We start from the raw sequence: 20,288 nt of genomic DNA, 5'->3' as shown, positions 1-20,288 counted from the left end.
ATATGAAAAAAATTCTAATCACGGGTGGTGCAGGCTTTATTGGCTCACATGTTGTAAGATTATTTGTAAACAAATACCCAGCTTACCACATTTTCAATTTAGATGCCTTAACCTACGCAGGTAATCTTGCCAACAATGAAGATGTAGCCAATGCCTCAAATTATACTTTTTTAAAAGCAGATATTACCGATGCTGAACATATAGATCAATTATTTGCGGAACATCAATTTGATGGGGTTCTACATTTAGCTGCAGAATCGCATGTTGATCGCTCAATCACTGATCCATTAGCCTTTGTTAAAACGAATGTAATTGGCACAGTAAACTTATTACAAGCTGCAAAAAAACACTGGGCTGGTAATTTTGAAGGGAAAAGATTTTATCATATTTCAACGGATGAAGTATACGGAGAACTACATAATCCGGAAGATTTCTTTACAGAAACTACTCCATATGATCCGCGGTCGCCTTATTCTGCATCTAAAGCAAGTTCAGACCATTTTGTACGAGCTTTCCATGAAACATATGGTTTACCAGTTGTTATCACTAACTGTTCGAATAACTATGGTCCCAACCATTTCCCAGAAAAATTAATCCCTTTAATGATCAATAATATCATACAGAAAAAACCACTTCCTGTTTATGGAAAGGGAGAAAACGTAAGAGATTGGTTATTTGTGATTGACCATGCACGTGCGATTGATACAGTTTATCACAATGGTAAAAATGGTGAGACCTACAACATAGGTGGATTCAATGAATGGAAAAACATTGATTTAGTTCATTTATTATGTGATATCATGGATCAAAAATTGAATCGCCCTGCAGGTGACTCGAGAAAATTAATTACGTATGTTACTGATCGTGCAGGACATGATTTGCGCTATGCTATTGATGCACACAAAATTATGAACGAGTTAGGTTGGGAACCTTCTCTTCAATTTGAAGAAGGTTTAAACAAGACCGTTGATTGGTATTTGGCCAACGAAAAGTGGTTGCAGGAAGTTACTTCTGGCAATTACCAAAATTATTATCAAAACATGTATCAAAATCGCTAATTGAAATGAAAGGAATAATTTTAGCAGGAGGTTCAGGAACCCGTTTACACCCATTAACCTTAGCCGTAAGCAAGCAATTAATGCCAGTTTACGACAAACCAATGATTTATTATCCACTTTCCATCCTAATGCTGGCTGGAATCCGTGAAATATTAATCATTTCTACTCCACACGATTTACCCCATTTTGAAAAATTATTGGGCACAGGAGAAAGTTTAGGATGTAAATTTGAATATGCTGTTCAAGAACAACCAAATGGTCTTGCTCAAGCATTTGTAATTGGAGAAAATTTCATTGGAAAAGATAAAGTAGCACTTATACTAGGAGATAACATTTTTTACGGAGCTGGTTTAAGTAAATTATTACAGGCAAACAATGACCCTGAAGGTGGAGTTGTTTTTGCTTATTCAGTTCAGGACCCAGAAAGATATGGAGTTGTAGAATTTGATGCAAATAATAAAGTTTTATCCATTGAAGAAAAGCCACAGAATCCAAAATCAAATTTTGCAGTACCTGGCCTATATTTTTACGACAATAACGTAGTTGAAATTGCCAAAAACATAGCGCCTTCAGCTCGGGGAGAATATGAAATTACTGACGTAAACAAGGTATATTTAGAACAAGGTAAACTTTCTGTAGGGATATTAAATCGTGGTACAGCTTGGTTAGATACAGGCACCTTTGCTTCTTTGATGCAGGCAGGACAATTTGTACAGGTAATTGAAGAACGTCAAGGTTTGAAAATTGGCTGTATTGAAGAAGTGGCCTACCGTATGGGTTTTATTGATGCCGAGCAATTGAGAAAAATTGCTGTCCCTCTAACAAAAAGCGGATACGGTAAATACTTATTAAATCTTTTGAATTAGGCGTTTAAAACAACTCCAATCAATAGACCCAAGGCAAACATTAAAATAGTTGGCAACTTGGTAAATTGAGCAATTAAAAACGAAGCGATTACAATTCCGATGGAAATGTAGTCGCTTTTTTTAATAATTGGATCTAAGAACAAATAAACAGCAACGAAGGTCAACCCAACACTTGCCGCTTGAATTCCTGCCAAAGATGCTCTTATAAAACGATATTGCTTCAATTGCCCCCAAATTCGAATCACAAAAAATATCAAAAAGGTGCCAGGCAAAAAAATGCCCAAGGCCCCAATTATACTTCCCATCAATTCACCAAACAAACCATAATCTTTCATCAACAAAACCCCTAAATAAGACGTTAGGGCAAATACTGGACCTGGTAAAGATTGGCTTAATGACATTCCTGTCAAGAAATCCTCGGAAGAAATTAAATGTTTAAACTCTACAAACTCGGTAAACAAAACAGGGGCTAAAACCTGCCCTCCTCCAAAAACCAAACTGCCATTTCGATAAAAATTCTCAAATAAACGAATAGGAAAATAATCTGTAAAATGACCTAAAATGGCTAAACCAATGCCAAAACCCCAATACAAATTAAAATTTGCCCATGGAATAATCATTTTGTGTTTATTTTGCTTAGGAAATCTGTCAAAATTGAGCGAAGAGACCAATCCCCCCATAAAAATCATTAAAGGAAAAATATATGGATTTTGAAAATAAACCCCAATAACAAGGGTTAAAAACATCAATAAATAATACAACCAGCCCTGTATGACCTTTTGGGCCATTTGCCAACCTGCCTGAATGATTAAGCCAATTCCAACAGGCAAAACATAATCCAAAATTGATTTATTTTGCAAATAGGTCATTCCATAGGCCGCCAAAGTCATGATAAATACTGCAGGTGTGATCCATGTCAATAAGGTCAAATAAGCCAATAATGGTCCTCCTTTTTTAAATCCTATGGCAATGATGGTTTGAGTAGAAGTTGGACCGGGCAAAATGGAACAAAGTGCCAATAATTCGAGATAATCCTCTTCAGAAATATACTGTTTTTCGTTGACCAACTTTTTGATGAATAGTGCATGATGCACTTGGGGGCCTCCAAATGAAGTACAAGCCAAAACAAAGACATCCATTAGAAAATCAAATTGTTTTGGCTTGCTCATACTATTTTACTTTTTCTTTAATCCTAATTCAATCAATCGTTCCTCCAAAAATTCGCCTGCCGACATATCAGTATATAATTTTGGATTTCCCGCATCAACACAAGATTCCAAAGAAGTTAAATCCATTTCGGATCTTGGGTGCATAAAAAAAGGAATCGAATATCGAGAGGTTCCCATCTTTTCACGCGGTGGATTAACAACCCGGTGGATGGTCGATTTCAATTTATGGTTTGTCAGACGATCCAACATATCACCCACATTTACCACCACTTGGTCGGGCAAGGCAGTAATTGGAATCCATTTTCCATCGGTTCTCAATACTTCCAAACCCTCTGCGGAGGCTCCCATCAATAAAGTAATCAGGTTAATATCTCCATGCGCAGCCGCGCGAACTGCACCCTCAGGTAAGGCATCTGGATTTGTAATTGGGAAATAATGAATGGCACGCAAAATAGAATTACCATATTTTACTTTTTCCTCAAAATAGTCTTCAGGCAATTGTAAATACAAAGCTATTGCACGCAATAACAGCTTTCCTGCATTTTCTAATGTTTGATAAGCTCCAACAGTTAATTTTTCAAATTCAGGAAATTCTATTGGAAAAACATTTTGCGGATATTCCGACCAAACTGAATCCCCATCATTTCTATGTACTTGTCCCACATGGTAAAACTCCTTCAAATCGGGCACCTTAAAGCCCTTAGCGGTTTCTTTTCCTTTTCCCACATATCCTCTTTGACCAGCTATACCGGGGATTTCATAAGGTTGTTTTACCGCATCATCGGATTGAAAAAAGTCTTCAACTGTTTGGTACAATTCTTTTGTAAAACCATCGGTTAAACCATGACCTTTGATTGCCACAAAGCCAATATTGTTAAATGCAGCTCCTAAATCTTCAACAAATTTTTGTTTTTTCTGAGGATCACCAGAGGTAAAATCACTTAAATCTAATGAAGGAATTTCGTCTAATAATTTCATTTGTTAGTTTGTATATTGTGATGAAACGAAGTCCCAGTTAATCACATTCCAAAATGCGTTTACATAGTCCACTCGCTTGTTTTGATATTTTAAATAATAGGCATGCTCCCAAACATCTAATGCCAAAATTGGTTTTCCTTTTAAGTCAGAAACATCCATAAGTGGATTATCCTGATTAGCCGTAGAACCAATGGACAACTTTCCATCCTTCAAAACTAACCAAGCCCAACCCGAACCAAAACGCCCCATGGCAACTTTATTAAATTCGGTTTTCAAGTTGTCTAAACTACCAAAATCTTTTACGATCTGATCAGCTAATGCTTGAGAAGGCTTATTTCCATTTGCTGGACCAATAACTTTCCAGAAAAAACTATGATTCCAATGTCCACCCCCATTGTTTCTTACCGCAACTGGTGCCTTTGAAATATTTTTCAATAATTCTTCCAAAGAAGAAGATGCCAAATCTGTTCCAGTAATTGCCTTATTCAGATTATCCACATAGGCTTTATGATGACGAGAATGATGTATTTCCATCGTTAGGGCATCAATATTGGGTTCTAATGCACTATAAGAATACGACAAAGTTGGCAACGAAAAAGGTGCGTTTTCCCAAGAAGTTTCTTCCAAACTAGTACCTTTTTTATTCAATTTAGCAAAACTTGGTAAAGCAATACCAGCACCTAAAATTGCTAAAGTATTTTGCAAAAATTTTGATCTTTTCATCATGTTAATCGTCTAAACTAATTCGTGAAACAATACTTCTACCTAATGTAATCTCATCTGTATATTCCAAATCACCACCAATAGGAATTCCTCTCGCTATGGTTGAAATTTTTACAGGATATTCTTTTAATTTTTTCGTAATGTAAAAGGCGGTTGTATCACCTTCCATTGTTGGACTTAAACCGATTATAATCTCAACAAAACCTTTTTCGCCTACTCGTTTAACCAAAGACTCTATTTGTAAATCAGATGGTGAAACTCCAGACATGGGTGAAATAATCCCCCCCAAAACATGGTAAAGTCCTTGGTATTGACCTGTATTCTCAATGGCCAAAACATCTTTTGCATCTTCTACAACACACAATAAGCTTTCATCCCGCTTGTTGCTTTTACAAATCCCACAAATATCTTCGTCAGAAATCATGTGGCAAGTAGTACAGAATTTAGTCTCAGTTCTTAATTTTATTAAAGAGGAGGCCAATTGAACTGATTGCCCTTCCGGACGTTTCAAAAGGTGCAAAGCCAATCGCAAGGCAGATTTCTTACCAATTCCTGGCAATTTAGAAATCTCTTCTACTGCTTGTTCAATGAGTTGTGACGGATATTGAGAATTGTTCATCCTTATTCAATTTCAGCAGAAATTCCTCTTCTACAAATTTCATTTCGCATAGCAGTTAATTCATCAAATTCACCTGCTTTAACCCCACACTTCCCTTTAAAATGGATTTGCAAGGTACACTGCTCTGCTTGTTCAACACTATGCTGACAAACCTCAATCAAGGTTTGAATGACAAAATCAAATGTATTTACCTCGTCGTTAAAAACAATTAATTGATGACTTTCTTCCAATTTTTCCTCTACCAATACTTCCGTTTCCTCTTGCCAATTGGGTTGGGTAGAAAAAGAATTACATGTTTTAGAAATATTTTTAGCCAATAATTGCATATTTTTGAGAAGTAATTTTGTACTAGACAAATTTAAAAAATAAATCCTATTTAATACGCTATGTCAGTTGAATTAGCTATTGGTATTTTGATAATTTACTTCGGAATACTAATCCTTATCTCTTACCTAACCTCAAAAGGAGCAGACACCAATTCATTTTTTACCGCAAACAGACAATCCCCTTGGTGGCTTGTTGCTTTTGGAATGATTGGAACTTCAATTTCTGGTCTAACCTTTATTTCTGTACCAGGAGCCGTGGGTAAGACCTCATTTACCTATTTTCAAATCATATTAGGCCATTCCTTAGGCTATTTAACTATTGCCACAGTCTTAATGCCTTTGTATTATAAATTGAATCTCATTTCAATTTATGGTTACCTTGAAAAAAGATTCGGTTTTTGGTCTTACAAAACAGGTTCAGCCTTTTTCCTGCTTTCCAGAACCATCGGTTCAGCTGCTAGATTATTTTTAGCAGTAAATGTTCTTCATATTGCCATATTTCAACCCATTGGAGTGCCATTTATAGCAACAGTTTTTGTTTCTATCCTATTAATTTGGATTTATACACACAAAGGCGGCGTAAAAACGATTATTTACACAGATACCTTACAAACGGTATTTTTATTAGTGGCACTCTTTATTACCATCATTTTGGTCATGCAACAAATGGATATGAATTTTGGCGAAATGATTCAAACCATTGGCCAATCAAAATATGGTAAAATGTTTGAATGGGACTTCGCTTCCCCTCATTTCTTTGGAAAGGATTTTCTTGCCGGAGTTTTTATAGCTATTGTTATGACTGGACTTGACCAAGACCTGATGCAAAAAAACTTAACTTGTAAATCGATTGGAGAAGCCCAAAAAAACATGTTCTGGTTTTATTGGGTACTGGTATTTATCAATTTATTATTCCTAAGTTTAGGGGCATTATTATACCTATATTCTGAATCAAAAGGAATTCCAATCCCTAATTTAACGGATAATTTATACCCAGGATTAGCATTAGGTGGACAATTTGGAACCTTGGCTGCTGTAACCTTTTTATTAGGCATCATCGCAGCAACATACGCTAGCTCAGATTCTGCACTTACTGCTCTAACAACTTCTTTTTGTATAGATTTTTTATCCATTGAAAAATTTAAAGAGGATAAAAGGCAATCACTAAAAAAATATGTACATATTGGCTTTTCTGCACTTTTTGTTGTTGTCATAGGCCTTTTTCACCTATTCAATAACCAGGAGTTGATCGCTGCAGTATTTAATTTGGCTGGTTACACTTACGGACCATTATTAGGACTATTTGCTTTTGGGCTTTTTACCAAAATTCCTCTAAAAGATAAGTGGGTACCTATCGTATGTATATCTTCTCCGATTTTAACTTATATTTTGGAAGCACAGGCCCAAAATTGGTTTGGTGGATTTGGATTTTCCAAACTGTTAATCAATGGCGGAATTTGTTTTAGTTTACTTTGGATTATTCGAAAAAAGCCATAAAAAAAGGGGAATCAAATTCCCCTTTTAATTTTCTTTTATTAATTACTCTTGGATAAACTCTCCAGAAGCTTTTAATTCAATTTCTTCTCCAACCATTGCAGCTGGCATAGAACCCACACCAAAGGCAGTACGATTTAAAGAACCTGTAACCTTAAATCCAGCTACCTTCTTACCATCACGATTCTTAGTTGTACCGTTTAAGGTAGCGTCTAAAGTAATAGCTTTAGTAACACCATGCATTGTTAAATCGCCAACCAATTTATATTTTCTGTCTGCAACTTTCGTAAATGATTTAGACTTAAAAGAAATTGTAGGGAATTTAGCAGCATCAAAGAAATCAGCTGATTTTAAATGTCCATCTCTTCTTTCATTATCAGTATTTACTGTGTTTACATCAGCTGTTAAAGCAAAAGAAGCATCAGAAAAATCATCTTTTGATGAAGTTAAAGTTGCATCAGTAATCTTAAATGAGCCTTCAACATCAGAGATACTTAAGTGAACTACAGAGAATCCTAATTTTGAGTGTGCTTTGTCAACCTTAAACGTTTGAGCAAAACCAACTAATGAACTTGCCAAGAATAAAGCAGAAGCGATAACTATTTTTTTCATATTTTGATTTGTTTAGAAAGCAAAACTAAGTAAAATAAATTATGAATTATAAGTTATGAATTATGAATTATAAAATTCAGTGATTTTAATAGACGAAAATCCAAATTTTTACCCATTAAAAGCGATAAGCACCACGCCAAGCAATATAAGTTACATCCTTTCCTGCACCTGTTTCTTTTAAATAATCGCCAGCCTTTGAATAGCCAAATTCTAATAAGGTTTGAATGGATTTATTGGGGAAGAGATTCCATTCCACAACATACATATCTGTTACTTTTGTCAAATTTGATGAGGTTAACTTATTGGCTGTTGGACGATATTGCTGCATATTGGGTGTATAAATCCCATCATTTGTACTTGCACGAGACACTAAAGATGTCCTTAGAATCACAAAACTTTTCGGATGCAATTGATATTTAATATAAGGACTCCAATTGACCATATTCGTAATATTCAAGGCAACAGTTTGTCCGAAAGGTGGTTTAGCGAATAAAGTATTAAAGGTTCCTAATTTATCATCATTGGAATCTGTATCTCCTGGCACATAAGTTCCTGAGAAGGCTAAGCTTACTTTTTTAGATACAGCATAAGAAACATCCCATATAGACATAAATGCTCCAATAGTTAAATCATTAAACTTTCCTCCTTGAAAAGCATTTTCAAAAACGTATTGCCATTTACCTGTGGTTTTAAATATGCGTGAACCTAATGTAAGTCTTTGTTCGTGTCCGGATTTATATAAATATTCTCTAGCGTTGCTTTCAAGATACATTCCATAAACATCAAAAGCAGCGTTTTTTGTTAATTTCCAATTACTAAAATAAACACCAGAAATATTTTCATCTGCTATTTGGTCATTTAAAAATTCTGGTTTTTGAATCATTGGATGCAAATAAAAGGCATCTAACTGGACTTTTGGAAAATACCTTCGAATATTGACCCCTACATAAGAGTTTCTGTTATTTGGACCTTCCCTATTTGCCATTAAACGATCATTACCAAAATAAGTTTCCATCTTACCAAGTCGCAAAATACTATGTTTGCTGAGTTTAAATTCACCAAATAATTGTTGAATGGATAAACTATTTTGATCGACCTGGGAAACGATTGGATTTGGGTTAAACAACCTAAAAGTGGAGTTTAATTGGCCAAAAATTCGAAAATGATTACCGAGTTTAAAGGAAGTATTGAATAAAACCCGATGCCACAATTGGGTAGGATTCGGATCTGAGAATGAGGCAGGTATTTGTCCAAAATTTAGATTTTGATAAGATTGCAAATACTCTCTAATTTCACCTCCAATTTTAACCTCTCGCTTAGAATTTGAAAGGGAATCAGAAAAAGATTTAGATAATGCAAAATCCTCTGAACGAGATTTATAGGCAAATTGTCCAAACAATAAGTCTGGAGAAAAAATTAGCAAAAAACCAAATACTATTTTACAAAAACTACCCGACACAATATAAAATTTATGTAAAAGTAGGTTAAATATTTTTTTATTCTGTGATGATTATCACGACCAATTTTAATTTTTTTTCAAATTATTTAAAAAAGTTGCAAAATCACAATTTTTATTATGTTTAAGCGTTATAATTTTGTGCTAATCCTAACCACCTAACCATACGGGTTATACGGGAAAAAGATTGATGATATAATTTAGAACACAGAAAAAAAGGCTGAATTTTTTAAATTCAGCCTTTTTAGTTTTAATTCAATGTTGAATTGTATTATTTTTTAGAATCATTGATAATTTTAGACAAATAAGTTTCATCCAAACCGATAAAGGAAGCCAGATCCTTCTGATTTATTCGATCAATCAAATCAGCATAATGTTCTACAAAATAGTTATATCGGTCTTGACTTTTCATAGTTCTCAGCATAATGGTTTGAGTCTGGTACTCGCAAACGTTTTTCAACATTTCAAACATGGTGAATAAAGAAATTTGAGAGCTAAAATCTAATAATTGAAAATAATAATTTTTTGGAATTGCGTAGTAAGAAATATCCTCTAGAACTTCAATAGATTCATGAGAGGGCACCCCATAGTTAAAACTATTTACCAAGGTTAAAAAATCCCCTTCTTTAGAAAACCAAGTTGCCACTTCATTGTCATTTTGGGTTGCAAAAACTTTAACCAATCCCTTTTCAAAATAATACATTTTGTCACAAACATCTCCCTGCCTTAACAGTAATTCTCCCTTTTTCTTTTTTTGTAATAATATTTTACTCACAAAAAATTGAATCGGTGAAATATTGATTTTGGGATTTTTTACATTGTAATAATTAGTGTTAGATATTTTATCTAAAAAGGATATTTCATTTTTCATGCAATGAAAGTAAATAATAAGACAACAATTGCTGATGAATTCAAAAGGTTATTTTGTAAAGTTTTTGTCATTGCATTTTTTTTTACATTATTATTAATTGGGGTTTAGGTAATTTGTATTTCAATAAAATTATGGAAAAGAAACTCTCAGAAAAATTAACCCAAACACTTAACCTAAAAGGGGAAGCGATCACCATTCTCATAGATTTAATTTTGCGATATGCCTTTGTAAAAAAACTCAAAAAGGGCGATTTCTTATTTAATTTTGGAAAAATTGAAGAAGATTTAGCTTATGTAGAAAAAGGACTATTGCGAAAATTTACATTGGAAGGAGAAAAAGAATTTGTCAATTGGTTTTCAATGGAAGGTGATTTTATTTTAATTCCCAATAGTTTTGTCAATGGTCATAAAAATCATGAAGCGGTACAAGCCTTGGAAGACTGTACAATTTATACGATGAAAAAATCTACTTTCCTTAAAATATTGGATTTAAATAGTAAAATTGGACAAATTGCTGTTAAAGAAATCTTAAATTATCTCTGTATACTTCAAAATATTTGTACTTTTTTACGCACAAAGGATGCCTTGGAGCGCTATCTATATTTAGGCGAATTCAACCCGCAATTATTGAACAGGCTTTCACAAAGACAATTAGCTACTTTTTTAGGAATTGATACCACCTACTTGTCGAAAATCAAAAAGGAAGCAATGGAGTTAGATAAAAGTAGGACCAATAAAGAGAATTACAAATAATTCAGAATTAAAAATGGCCTTTACTCCTTTATTATTTGAAAATGATATTTTTTTTCAGTTGAAGTATAACCATTTAAAAAATATTTTCCTGTAGGCCAATTTTCAGCATTAATAAGTAAATCACCAGATATTGAATGAATATTCAATACTTCTTTACCGAGAATATCATAAATAATAACCTTTTCAAGTAAATCAGAGCTTGTCCTATTTCTTATCAAAAATTGATTAGAAATTGGGTTAGGAAAAACATCAAACTCTACTTCTTCCTTTTTACCTAAAATTATTTTATTATAAGTTTTTGATTTTAAACTTGAACATCCATTATCACTAATTAATTGTACAGAATATTCACCCGGTTTATAGGTTATTAATTTATTTTTATTTTCACCTTCAATTGGAATCCCATTCAAATACCAAATAGATTTTAAAGTTGAATTAATTGTTAAGGTAAAATCATTTTCAACTATAATATCAGAAATAGTTGGATTAACAATTGAAGGACAATCATCTACATCATCAGGGATTAAATCACCGTCTAAATCATTTTCCTTAATTGGTAAATAATTTTTAATTTTTTCATTTACAAAAGAAAAAGCTCTCATGCCCAATTCATTTTTAATAAATGGGCCAGAACAAATGGGAATCAGATTAATTTCACTTGAATATGCAGGCAAATAAGTTAATATATCCTTTGTTGGAGCACTATTCAATTCAAAGTATAAGTAATTATTTTTACCATAAATTTTTTTAATATTTTCTTCCTTAGAAGATTCTGTTGGAAATCCAGAGTCTTTAAAATAGAATGAATCAAAAGGCTTTTTTAACACATCTAATCCATTTTTATCTTTCAATAAAGTATCTTTGGGAGTAATTATTTTTTGTCCTTTGTCAAACTCAATAAAAAATTTAGTTTTTTGATTATTCAAATATTGAATTTGAGTAATATTAGGACTATAATTTAGTTGATTATGAGGCCTGCCATAAAAATCTTCTGCCAATATTCTATATAGCTCCAATCCAGACTGGTTATAACCTTGAGTATTGTAATGTACTCCATCAAATCCAGATGTACCAATAGTTGCAAATCCTTTAATAAAACCATCAACTGAAGTCACATTTCGTTGATCATTTCTTAAAATTTCCTGATTAACTTCATTTCCAGAGGTTGCATTTATTTGTGGTAAATATATTTTTTTTAAGCTTGGATATTCAATTTTAACATATTCCACCAAGCTTAAAAATTTATCTTTCCATAGAATTGGAAATGCATTTGCATCATTTTCACCTTGCCTATAAATATAAGCTTTAATTTTTTTGTCTAAACCTGCTTTTTAAACTCTATATAATAACCTACCACTTGACAAATTAAAATCAATTGGGTTGCTTGGATTTCTAATTAAATTATAATCCATATTTGAACCCCCACTACCTCCGTTTATTATACATACTGGAACCTTTTCATTTTCAATAATCAATCGCATCAATTCACCTGCAAATTGACCAACGGGTGATTTCACATTAGCTAAAGACCATAAAGTATCACTTTCAAGATATTTATCATAATTAAAATAATCAGAATAAAATCTTCCAAAACTTCTACTAAATTTCCCCTTATAAGAGTCGGGAAATTCAAACCCTGCATAAGAGTTTGATTGACCATTCACAATATAGGAATCACCAACTACAATATTAGTCCTAGTCGCCATTAAAACGGAATCACTTGCATTCCTTATTGCGTAAAATTTGCAATCATATTCTGCTAATTCGGATTTTAAATCCATTGAAATTTGAAAAGTACCTATTGATAAATTATCCTTTGAATAGGAGAATTTATCCTTTGTTTAGGCATAAGGTTTTCCATCTTTTGAAATCACAACACTTACATAAGACCAATCAGAAAGTTCAATTACCCCCTTAATTTTTATATGCGCATAATTATCTTCTTCTCTTTGATAAAACTGATAATCTTGAGGAAGTTTATTGAAAACCATCGAATAAATTCGCTGGCAGTTTGATTGAAAGGAAATAAAAAAGAATAAAAAAAGAATTAAATAATTTTTGAACATTAATTGAATAACTTTAAATTATTTACATTTGATTAAACTACTTTCGTTTTTTTTAAAATTAATGATATTAATTCAAAATGAAAATTTTAAAATTGAAAAACCTAAAGGCAACTAATTATTTAACTAAATTTGATGGATTAAGAGGCTTTTTTTGCTTATTAGTTCTTATTCAGCATTATCACATTTTTAATCTTCCTCCATACATTTCAGATTCAAATTTCAGATATTTATCATTTATTTTTGTCGACTATTTTTTTGTATTATCAGGTTTTGTAATTTCTTTAAATTATCAATTTAAATTAAATACATTTAATAATTTAAAAGAGTATTTATTAAAAAGATTTTTACGATTATATCCCTTATTATTTTATACTTCAATTGTTTATTTATTTTTACTTTTTTTATTTGAAGGCTTTAAAAATAATTATTTAACCTCATTTTTTTCAGACATTTTTTTTACGAGTTCTTTTGGCTTGATTCCAGATGATGCATCAGTTAATGGAGTAACCTGGTCCATCTCATCAGAAATTATCAACTATTTATTGTTTGGAATTTTATTTTACTCCGTAAAAAAAAATAGTAACCGCCATTTAATTATCCTTTTAGTCCTATTTATTATATTAATTTATTTTAAATCACTTAATGAAATTTTATTTTTTTCTACACATACATTAGGTTGGCTCAGAGGTCTATTAGGTTTTTTTATTGGTTATTTTTCTCAATTTCTTCATAGAATTTGTTCAAAAAAATTACCACATATTTTTGAATACTTATTTATTATTGGCCTTTTATACATTTTCACTTTTGAAAATTATTTAACCTATCCTTTAAACAACTTATTCCTTTCAATTTTCATTTTGGCTTATTTTGGTTTAGGTCTATTTATTTTGGCAAATACCAATGGAATTCTTTCAAAAATATTAGAATCAAATTTATTTTCATTTATAGGTAAAATATCCTATTCGATTTATTTAAATCATATGTTGATATTAAATTTTGTCATGAAACCAATTTTAGACAAATTGAGATTAGAGGATAATCTTTTAAATCAATGGTCTGTATTAATAAGTACCCTACTTATTTGTATAATTTATTCAAATTTAACTTACAGTTTAATTGAAATGAAATTCATAAATTATTTTGGAAAATACAAAAGAAGAATCAGAAGGTAAACAATTCACTTATATTAATAATCATATTTAATAATAAATTATTTATATTTAAATTTTAAAAATTAGCAATTCTTTAGTAATGAAAAAACTTGGGCTTAGTGAATTACTGATTCTCATAATTTGTATCGCATGTATTTTTTACAGTGAATACATTTATTTAGTAGAAAATAATGCTTCCAAGGCAACATTTATCGGACTTTGGCCCCCTACCATTTTAGGTTTATTAAATTTTATAAATTCTAAAAGGAAATAAGATGACTAATTTAGATATACTACTATTAACCTGCATTTTATCACTCCTTTTCATCTTATACAGCATTTCTGTAATGAAAGAATTCACAGAAGATATTTTAAAGAATAAAAAGGGAAAATAATTTAAACAATTAATGCACTAACTCTTGCTCAATAAGTTTTATCAATTCCTGGGCTTTTTGTTGCTGCATTTTGCACATAATTTGATAAAACGCAACATATCCTTTTGATACATTCACATAATTGGAATATTCGTAAAATGTGTTTTTATCACTTGTTAGAAAAGCTTTCCCGGTTTGTGAAATAATTTTATTTAATTCATCTCTATTCAAGGTGATTTTTCCAGTTCTATCTGGCTGTCCAAAAACATTGAGATGTAATAATTTATTTTGCATATGATGCACCTTAGACCATCGTTCCATCATGGCCTCTTGCTGAACTTGTATGAGTTGCTTCCCTTTTTCATATTCTGTGATTTTTGCTACAATTCCCTCATTTAAAATGAGTCGAAATCCACCTGCATTTCGTAGTTGATCAATTGTTCCCGATGAAAAGTTCAATGTAATAAAACGAGTAACCATGTTGATGCTATTTAAATACAGACTATCTACATCTGAATCTTCCCAATTAGGCTTATAGATAATAGAGGTGATTTTCATACCAGATAACAACAGTTCATCCATAGTTTGATCTTTGGTATGCATATCATCTAAATCTGCTTTTAGGTCTTTGGTCATACTTACTAGATAATCATGCTCCTTATGTCGCTCTGCCCGATATTCCAGATAATATTCCGACATAAAACCTAAAAAAACTGCAAAAAATAGCATCAGAAATTCCTGCAGATATTCTTTTAATTTCTTCGGATGATGGCTGTGGTGATGTACTTCCATTTTTATTCTTTTTGTTTTTTAATTAATTGTATCGCTTTATTAGCATAAAATTGAAGTGAATCGATGTTATATAAGCTTATGTCGTTAAATTCTCGAACCCCAATTAAATAACCACGAAGTCGTTCTTTATTTTCATCAGAGATAGGTTTAATTCCTAATTTATGAGGCAAATTTACATTGGGGAAGCGGCCAGCTATTCTTTCCAATTTCATGTCTAAATAATTTTTCAAATTATTATATTCATAAAATTTAACATAATGGTCTGCCTCCATTTCTGTATTGTCGATAAAATCCGTTAAATGAAAATTATACTTTGAAATACAGTTTGCCAAGTCTTCATTCCCTTTTTCGGAAAAATACCCTCTTGCTTCTGATTCAATTCTACTTCTGCTGTTAGAATTAAATTTCCAAAAGGTAATGGAATTATTCATCAAACGATAAAACACCTGCTGATCAACTAATTTTGGATTTTCATCAATTAAAAAATCGATGCTGTCACATATTTTAATTTTATTGGAAACAAATTTTCGATGAAAATTTAATTGCTCAAAATCTTTCTTAAAATCATTAGCAACTGCCTCTAAGGTTTCTTTTTTCTTATTTTTTTCTGCGATAGTTTCACGGATATTTTCCGCAAAAAAACCAAGAGTTACTGCTAAAAAAAGCATAAAAAATTCTAGCAATAACTCAGACCATTTTTTTTTATGGCCTGAGTGATGCGGATGATGTACTTCCATAAAATGAAATCATTTCAATAATTCGGCTACCCCTTTGGTATCATAAAATAACCATTCCTCAACTTGTTTGCCTTCTTTGATGGCATCAACAGCGTGCATATTTATTTTCAATTGCTTACCTCCTTTTGCCATCGTCATTACCATATAGGCGAAAACATAATTAGTATGTCCACCTTTAGGCGTAGAATAAACGACTTCATGGTAAATAGCGCCAGAATCGATTGTGATTTTTACTCCAGCATCTCTAACGGCTTGTATGGCTGCCATGTTTTGACTTACGGTTTCATCGGCAGCATTTTCATGAATAACTGCATCAGCAGAATACGTAGCACGATAAGCAGCGGTATCGCCCGACTCAATATATTTAGCAGATTTTCTAGCCAATTCAATATTGTCTGACGCTGCTAAAGTGTATCCATCAGCTTCTGCTGGAAAATTGTTTGTACTTGTTGTTTCTGATTTTGGATTGACAAGCAAATAAGCTTGATGCAACGAAAGCTGCAAGAATAATTTTTTTCATGATATAAATAGAATTTTAGTAAAGCTTAAAGGTAGCATAAAATAATAATATTTTATAGCAAATTAATTCTATTTTAAAATCTATGAATTAGATGAAAAATTAAAGATTTTTAAACACAAAAAAAGACAAATTGAAAATCATGATATTAAACATGGACATCAATACATAGCTTACAACTGTTAAAAGCAAATATTTCCAAACAGGGTACTTGTCAAATAACCTAAAATAACTCCAAAGCATGATGCTAAAATCGAACATTTGAAGTAATGCGGTGTTGAGCAGAATGGTATTAATTCCGATGGTCTTGGAAAAATAGGTAAATGGAATGACCAAAATAAGAAATAACAAAAATAGTCCACGGTAATACGAATTTATCACCAAATGCTCTGCAAAATTGAATCCTTGTTTTTTAAAAATGAGAAATGAGGAAATGGAGGTTGTAATAATTAATATGATGATGGCATAGGTTAAATGCTCTAAGGTAAATTCAATTGTTTCTAAATAAGTTAAAATGATTTGATTTTTACTAGCCAATTGAAAGGAGTCGATGATTAAATGCTTTCCAATAAATGCATAAATAGTGGCAAGAATTAAGACAAATGAAAGGGGTTTGAAATGATTGACTCTTTTTCCTTCTAAAAACTCCTTAATGGATTTACCCGGACTTAAAAGGAGATGTTTAATGGTAAAGAAAACACCATTGTCAAAATGCATCAGTCCATGTTGTATATCGTGCCAAATATCATGAAATGTGATTCGGTGCGTGTTCGCATTTTGTCCACAGTTTGAACAAAATTTACTTTCCAAAATAGCCTGACAATTCTTACAAGTTTGGTTTTGCTCGTGTTGCATTAAATATATTTAGATTCGAGCATGTAAGATAGTAATTTACAAATTTTAAAAAAACAAAAAAGCCACTCATAGAGTGGCTTTTGTAGTCCGTACGGGAATCGAACCCGTGTTTCATCCGTGAAAGGGACGTGTCCTAACCCCTAGACGAACGGACCATAATGGGTTATTGTGGTGCAAAGGTAGTAAAATCTTAATTAATTGCAAATACCAAATTCAAAAAAAATTATAGTTTTTTTCGTTATTTTTTTTCTATTTTAGCTTTACCATTCAAATAATCCAATATGTCAAAGGTTAAACCATACTCTAAATTAAGCGATTTTGATGTTGCCCTATTCCTAAATGGCAAACACACAAGACTTTATGAAAAATTAGGTGCCTTTGAACTAGAAGTTGATGGAGAAATGGGAGTTTTCTTTGCCGTTTGGGCCCCAAATGCCGAAAATGTTCAGGTAATCGGGAATTTTAACTTTTGGGATAAATTCTCCCACCCACTCTATCGCCGATGGGACGAATCTGGCATCTGGGAAGGTTTTATCCCAGGCATCAAAACAGGTGAAGCCTATAAATACGGTATCGTGACCAAATCTGGAGAATACCTTGAAAAACTAGACCCAATGGGTTTGTTTTGCGAAACTCCTCCTAAAACCGCTTCTATTGTTTGGAACACCTATAAAGAATGGAACGACCAAACTTGGATGAACGATCGAAAAGTCAAAAATTCAATGGCCGCACCTATGTCTATCTATGAGGTTCACCTAGGTTCATGGATGAAAACATTGGAAAACGACTACCTCTCCTACCAAGATTTTGCTGAAAAATTAGTTCCTTATGTGAAAGAAATGGGTTTTACGCACGTAGAATTCATGCCAATCATGGAACACCCCTTTGCGCCATCTTGGGGTTATCAAATTACTGGATATTTTGCACCTAGCTCTCGCTTTGGAGATCCACAGGGAATGATGCTTTTGATTGAAAAACTGCACCAAGCGAGGATTGGTGTAATTCTCGATTGGGTACCCTCCCATTTTCCGGGCGATGCTCATGGATTAAAAAACTTTGATGGCGGGGCTTTATATGAACATTATGATGTAAAAAAAGGATTTCATCCCGACTGGCAATCCTATATTTTTGATTATGGAAAAAATGAAGTAAAATCTTTTTTACTTTCCAATGCCGCATTTTGGTGCGATAGATACCATATAGATGGTCTTCGCGTGGATGCGGTTGCTTCAATGTTATATTTGGACTACTCTCGAAACGATGGCGAATGGGAGCCAAATATGTATGGCGGAAACCATTATTTAGAGGCTATTAGCTTCTTGCAAGATCTAAATGTTCATATTTATGGCGAATTTCCTGAAATTCAAATCATCGCAGAGGAATCCACAAGTTTCCCTGGGGTTACAAAACCAGTATTTCAGGGTGGATTAGGATTTGGTCAAAAATGGATGATGGGTTGGATGAACGACACTCTTCGTTTCTTCTCTAAAGACCCCGTATATCGCCAATATCATTTAAACGATCTAACGTTTTCTTTGATTTATGCCTTTACAGAAAATTTCTGCTTACCGCTTTCGCACGATGAGGTAGTTTATGGCAAACAATCGTTATTGAACAAAATGCCAGGTGATGATTGGCAAAAATTTGCAAACTTGCGATTATTATTTGCAGAACAATTTACTCATCCGGGATCTAAATTATTATTCCAAGGTGGTGAATTTGGTCAAAGAGAAGAATGGAATCATGACCAAAGCCTAGATTGGCATTTAACTGAATTTGATTCTCATAAAGGCATTCAAAAAACCATTCAAGCCTTAAATAAAATTTATACTCAAGACCCAACCTTCTACAGCAAACAATTCTCACATGAAGGATTTGAATGGATTGAATCGAACGATTCACAAAATTCTGTTATAACTTATTTAAGAAAAGGAGAAACTGCCAAACAACAAGCCATAGTTATTCTAAATTTAACACCTGCACCAAGAGAGGATTATCGCATTGGTGTTCCATTGCCAGGGGTTTGGAAAGTTGCTTTCAATTCAGATGACAAAGAATTTGGAGGTTCTGGCTACCAAATGGCCAAAGCTGCAATGACAGAAGAAATCAATTGGCAGGGAAAAGCATTTTCAATTGCAATTAATTTACCGCCGTTGAGTGCGATAATTCTTAAGCCTTGATTATGGGAATTGAGGAATATAAGAATATGAGAATTGAGGAATATGATAATTGTGGAATTTATAAATTGAGGATTTTTAGAACCTAAGAGATATAGAACATATATTCACATATTCTAATATTCTCATATTCTTATATACTTTTAAAAACAATAAAGACTCAGAAAAATCCCGAGCCTTTATTCAATCCGCCTAAGTAGTATTATATTTTTTAAGTATAAAAAATTCTTACTATTATCCACAAAAATACTACTAAAATTCAAAAATGAAAATATTCTAAGATTTTTTTATCTCTTCTTCCATATCAGAAATTTCTGCATCAAGTGCCTCGGTTGAAATCATGATTTCATAGGCGCTAATAATAAGAGAGATACTTAGGCCGATTAATCCCATTACAAAAAGCCATTTGGCGATGATATCCATCCCCCAAAAAATAAAAAACATACATAAAATACTGACCAATAGACTTGTAATAGCAATAATTTGCATATTCCGAATCATGGATATCCGTTTTCTCAAATTTTTTATTTGAATCAAAATAGTTTTATCGGGTTGTTTCAAAAAACGTTCGTGCAAATCGCGTATCAAAGACGCCATCGACATAAATCGATTCGTAAAAGCAATCATTAACAAACTAATGATTGAAAACAATAATGCGGGGGTGCTGATGGCTAGTTCATCCATAGAGTTGTGGG

General features: G+C 32.4%; 22 protein-coding genes and 1 tRNA gene. 6 read left to right on the top strand and 17 right to left on the bottom strand.

The window, feature by feature from the left end; translation table 11 throughout:
- Positions 1-2 precede the first annotated feature (2 nt).
- Positions 3-1,058: a dTDP-glucose 4,6-dehydratase gene (gene rfbB, locus EOJ36_RS00470; protein WP_127802057.1), complete on the top strand. Its 1,056-nt coding sequence runs from the start codon at positions 3-5 to the stop codon at positions 1,056-1,058.
- Positions 1,059-1,063: 5 nt separating this feature from the next.
- Positions 1,064-1,924 (top strand): glucose-1-phosphate thymidylyltransferase RfbA, encoded by an 861-nt coding sequence (gene rfbA, locus EOJ36_RS00465; protein WP_127802056.1) that lies wholly within the window; start codon positions 1,064-1,066, stop codon positions 1,922-1,924.
- On the opposite strand, the gene chrA is transcribed toward rfbA, so the two are convergent.
- The 5 genes from chrA to EOJ36_RS00440 are packed head-to-tail and all read right to left on the bottom strand — an operon-like array spanning position 1,921 to position 5,739.
- A complete protein-coding gene (gene chrA, locus EOJ36_RS00460) occupies positions 1,921-3,093 on the bottom strand; it encodes a chromate efflux transporter (RefSeq protein ID WP_127802055.1) in 1,173 nt (390 codons plus the stop codon). The two genes, rfbA and chrA, sit on opposite strands and share 4 nt — an antisense overlap.
- Positions 3,094-3,099: 6 nt before the next feature.
- Positions 3,100-4,071 carry an isopenicillin N synthase family dioxygenase gene (locus tag EOJ36_RS00455; protein WP_127802054.1) on the bottom strand — a complete coding sequence of 324 codons (972 nt, stop codon included), beginning with the start codon at positions 4,069-4,071 and terminating at the stop codon, positions 3,100-3,102.
- Between the two features lie 3 nt (positions 4,072-4,074).
- Positions 4,075-4,794: a superoxide dismutase gene (locus tag EOJ36_RS00450; RefSeq protein ID WP_127802053.1), complete on the bottom strand. Its 720-nt coding sequence runs from the start codon at positions 4,792-4,794 to the stop codon at positions 4,075-4,077.
- A 4-nt stretch (positions 4,795-4,798) separates the two neighbouring features.
- The gene (gene recR, locus EOJ36_RS00445; protein WP_127802052.1) at positions 4,799-5,413 is read right to left on the bottom strand and encodes a recombination mediator RecR; all 615 of its coding nucleotides are present in this window, start codon (positions 5,411-5,413) and stop codon (positions 4,799-4,801) included.
- A 2-nt stretch (positions 5,414-5,415) separates the two neighbouring features.
- Complete coding sequence (locus tag EOJ36_RS00440) at positions 5,416-5,739, bottom strand: ATP-dependent Clp protease adaptor ClpS (RefSeq protein ID WP_127802632.1); 324 nt, start codon at positions 5,737-5,739, stop codon at positions 5,416-5,418.
- Between the two features lie 60 nt (positions 5,740-5,799).
- Here EOJ36_RS00440 and EOJ36_RS00435 point away from each other — a divergent pair, with 60 nt between their 5' ends.
- Positions 5,800-7,236 (top strand): sodium:solute symporter, encoded by a 1,437-nt coding sequence (locus EOJ36_RS00435; protein ID WP_127802051.1) that lies wholly within the window; start codon positions 5,800-5,802, stop codon positions 7,234-7,236.
- 42 nt (positions 7,237-7,278) lie between these two features.
- On the opposite strand, the gene EOJ36_RS00430 is transcribed toward EOJ36_RS00435, so the two are convergent.
- From EOJ36_RS00430 to EOJ36_RS00420, 3 genes are all read right to left on the bottom strand, one after another.
- Positions 7,279-7,845: a YceI family protein gene (locus EOJ36_RS00430; RefSeq protein WP_127802050.1), complete on the bottom strand. Its 567-nt coding sequence runs from the start codon at positions 7,843-7,845 to the stop codon at positions 7,279-7,281.
- Positions 7,846-7,960: 115 nt separating this feature from the next.
- Positions 7,961-9,268 carry an alginate export family protein gene (locus EOJ36_RS00425; RefSeq protein ID WP_164847794.1) on the bottom strand — a complete coding sequence of 436 codons (1,308 nt, stop codon included), beginning with the start codon at positions 9,266-9,268 and terminating at the stop codon, positions 7,961-7,963.
- 304 nt (positions 9,269-9,572) lie between these two features.
- The gene (locus tag EOJ36_RS00420) at positions 9,573-10,172 is read right to left on the bottom strand and encodes a Crp/Fnr family transcriptional regulator (RefSeq protein WP_127802048.1); all 600 of its coding nucleotides are present in this window, start codon (positions 10,170-10,172) and stop codon (positions 9,573-9,575) included.
- A 131-nt stretch (positions 10,173-10,303) separates the two neighbouring features.
- Between EOJ36_RS00420 and EOJ36_RS00415 the strand changes: the two genes are divergently transcribed.
- Positions 10,304-10,924 carry a Crp/Fnr family transcriptional regulator gene (locus EOJ36_RS00415; protein WP_127802047.1) on the top strand — a complete coding sequence of 207 codons (621 nt, stop codon included), beginning with the start codon at positions 10,304-10,306 and terminating at the stop codon, positions 10,922-10,924.
- Between the two features lie 20 nt (positions 10,925-10,944).
- Here EOJ36_RS00415 and EOJ36_RS00410 read toward each other — a convergent pair whose 3' ends face one another.
- The 3 genes from EOJ36_RS00410 to EOJ36_RS11900 form a co-directional block, all read right to left on the bottom strand.
- Complete coding sequence (locus tag EOJ36_RS00410) at positions 10,945-12,153, bottom strand: T9SS type A sorting domain-containing protein (RefSeq protein ID WP_127802046.1); 1,209 nt, start codon at positions 12,151-12,153, stop codon at positions 10,945-10,947.
- A 102-nt stretch (positions 12,154-12,255) separates the two neighbouring features.
- Positions 12,256-12,705, bottom strand: coding sequence for a hypothetical protein (locus EOJ36_RS00405; protein ID WP_127802045.1), 450 nt, complete (start codon positions 12,703-12,705; stop codon positions 12,256-12,258).
- Positions 12,706-12,765: 60 nt separating this feature from the next.
- Positions 12,766-12,915: a hypothetical protein gene (locus EOJ36_RS11900; RefSeq protein ID WP_164847793.1), complete on the bottom strand. Its 150-nt coding sequence runs from the start codon at positions 12,913-12,915 to the stop codon at positions 12,766-12,768.
- A gap of 152 nt (positions 12,916-13,067) precedes the next feature.
- Between EOJ36_RS11900 and EOJ36_RS12105 the strand changes: the two genes are divergently transcribed.
- Positions 13,068-14,162, top strand: coding sequence for an acyltransferase family protein (locus EOJ36_RS12105; RefSeq protein WP_127802044.1), 1,095 nt, complete (start codon positions 13,068-13,070; stop codon positions 14,160-14,162).
- Positions 14,163-14,545: 383 nt separating this feature from the next.
- Here EOJ36_RS12105 and EOJ36_RS00395 read toward each other — a convergent pair whose 3' ends face one another.
- The 5 genes from EOJ36_RS00395 to EOJ36_RS00375 form a co-directional block, all read right to left on the bottom strand.
- Positions 14,546-15,307 carry a hypothetical protein gene (locus EOJ36_RS00395; protein WP_127802043.1) on the bottom strand — a complete coding sequence of 254 codons (762 nt, stop codon included), beginning with the start codon at positions 15,305-15,307 and terminating at the stop codon, positions 14,546-14,548.
- Between the two features lie 2 nt (positions 15,308-15,309).
- Complete coding sequence (locus EOJ36_RS00390) at positions 15,310-16,044, bottom strand: hypothetical protein (protein WP_127802042.1); 735 nt, start codon at positions 16,042-16,044, stop codon at positions 15,310-15,312.
- 9 nt (positions 16,045-16,053) lie between these two features.
- Positions 16,054-16,548, bottom strand: coding sequence for a hypothetical protein (locus EOJ36_RS00385; RefSeq protein WP_127802041.1), 495 nt, complete (start codon positions 16,546-16,548; stop codon positions 16,054-16,056).
- 115 nt (positions 16,549-16,663) lie between these two features.
- Positions 16,664-17,416 (bottom strand): DUF3667 domain-containing protein, encoded by a 753-nt coding sequence (locus EOJ36_RS00380; protein ID WP_127802040.1) that lies wholly within the window; start codon positions 17,414-17,416, stop codon positions 16,664-16,666.
- An 83-nt stretch (positions 17,417-17,499) separates the two neighbouring features.
- Positions 17,500-17,571, bottom strand: a tRNA-Glu gene (locus EOJ36_RS00375).
- 126 nt (positions 17,572-17,697) lie between these two features.
- Between EOJ36_RS00375 and glgB the strand changes: the two genes are divergently transcribed.
- Complete coding sequence (glgB, locus tag EOJ36_RS00370) at positions 17,698-19,596, top strand: 1,4-alpha-glucan branching protein GlgB (protein ID WP_127802039.1); 1,899 nt, start codon at positions 17,698-17,700, stop codon at positions 19,594-19,596.
- Between the two features lie 273 nt (positions 19,597-19,869).
- On the opposite strand, the gene EOJ36_RS00365 is transcribed toward glgB, so the two are convergent.
- Positions 19,870-20,277: a DUF2721 domain-containing protein gene (locus EOJ36_RS00365; protein WP_127802038.1), complete on the bottom strand. Its 408-nt coding sequence runs from the start codon at positions 20,275-20,277 to the stop codon at positions 19,870-19,872.
- Between the last annotated feature and the right edge of the window lie 11 nt (positions 20,278-20,288).

It is taken from the genome of Sandaracinomonas limnophila, from assembly GCF_004005965.1.
Classification (GTDB): Bacteria; Bacteroidota; Bacteroidia; order Cytophagales; family Spirosomataceae; genus Sandaracinomonas; species Sandaracinomonas limnophila.
The sequence above is the reverse complement of the archived record's forward strand: the minus strand, read 5'-3'. Positions and strand labels throughout refer to the sequence as shown.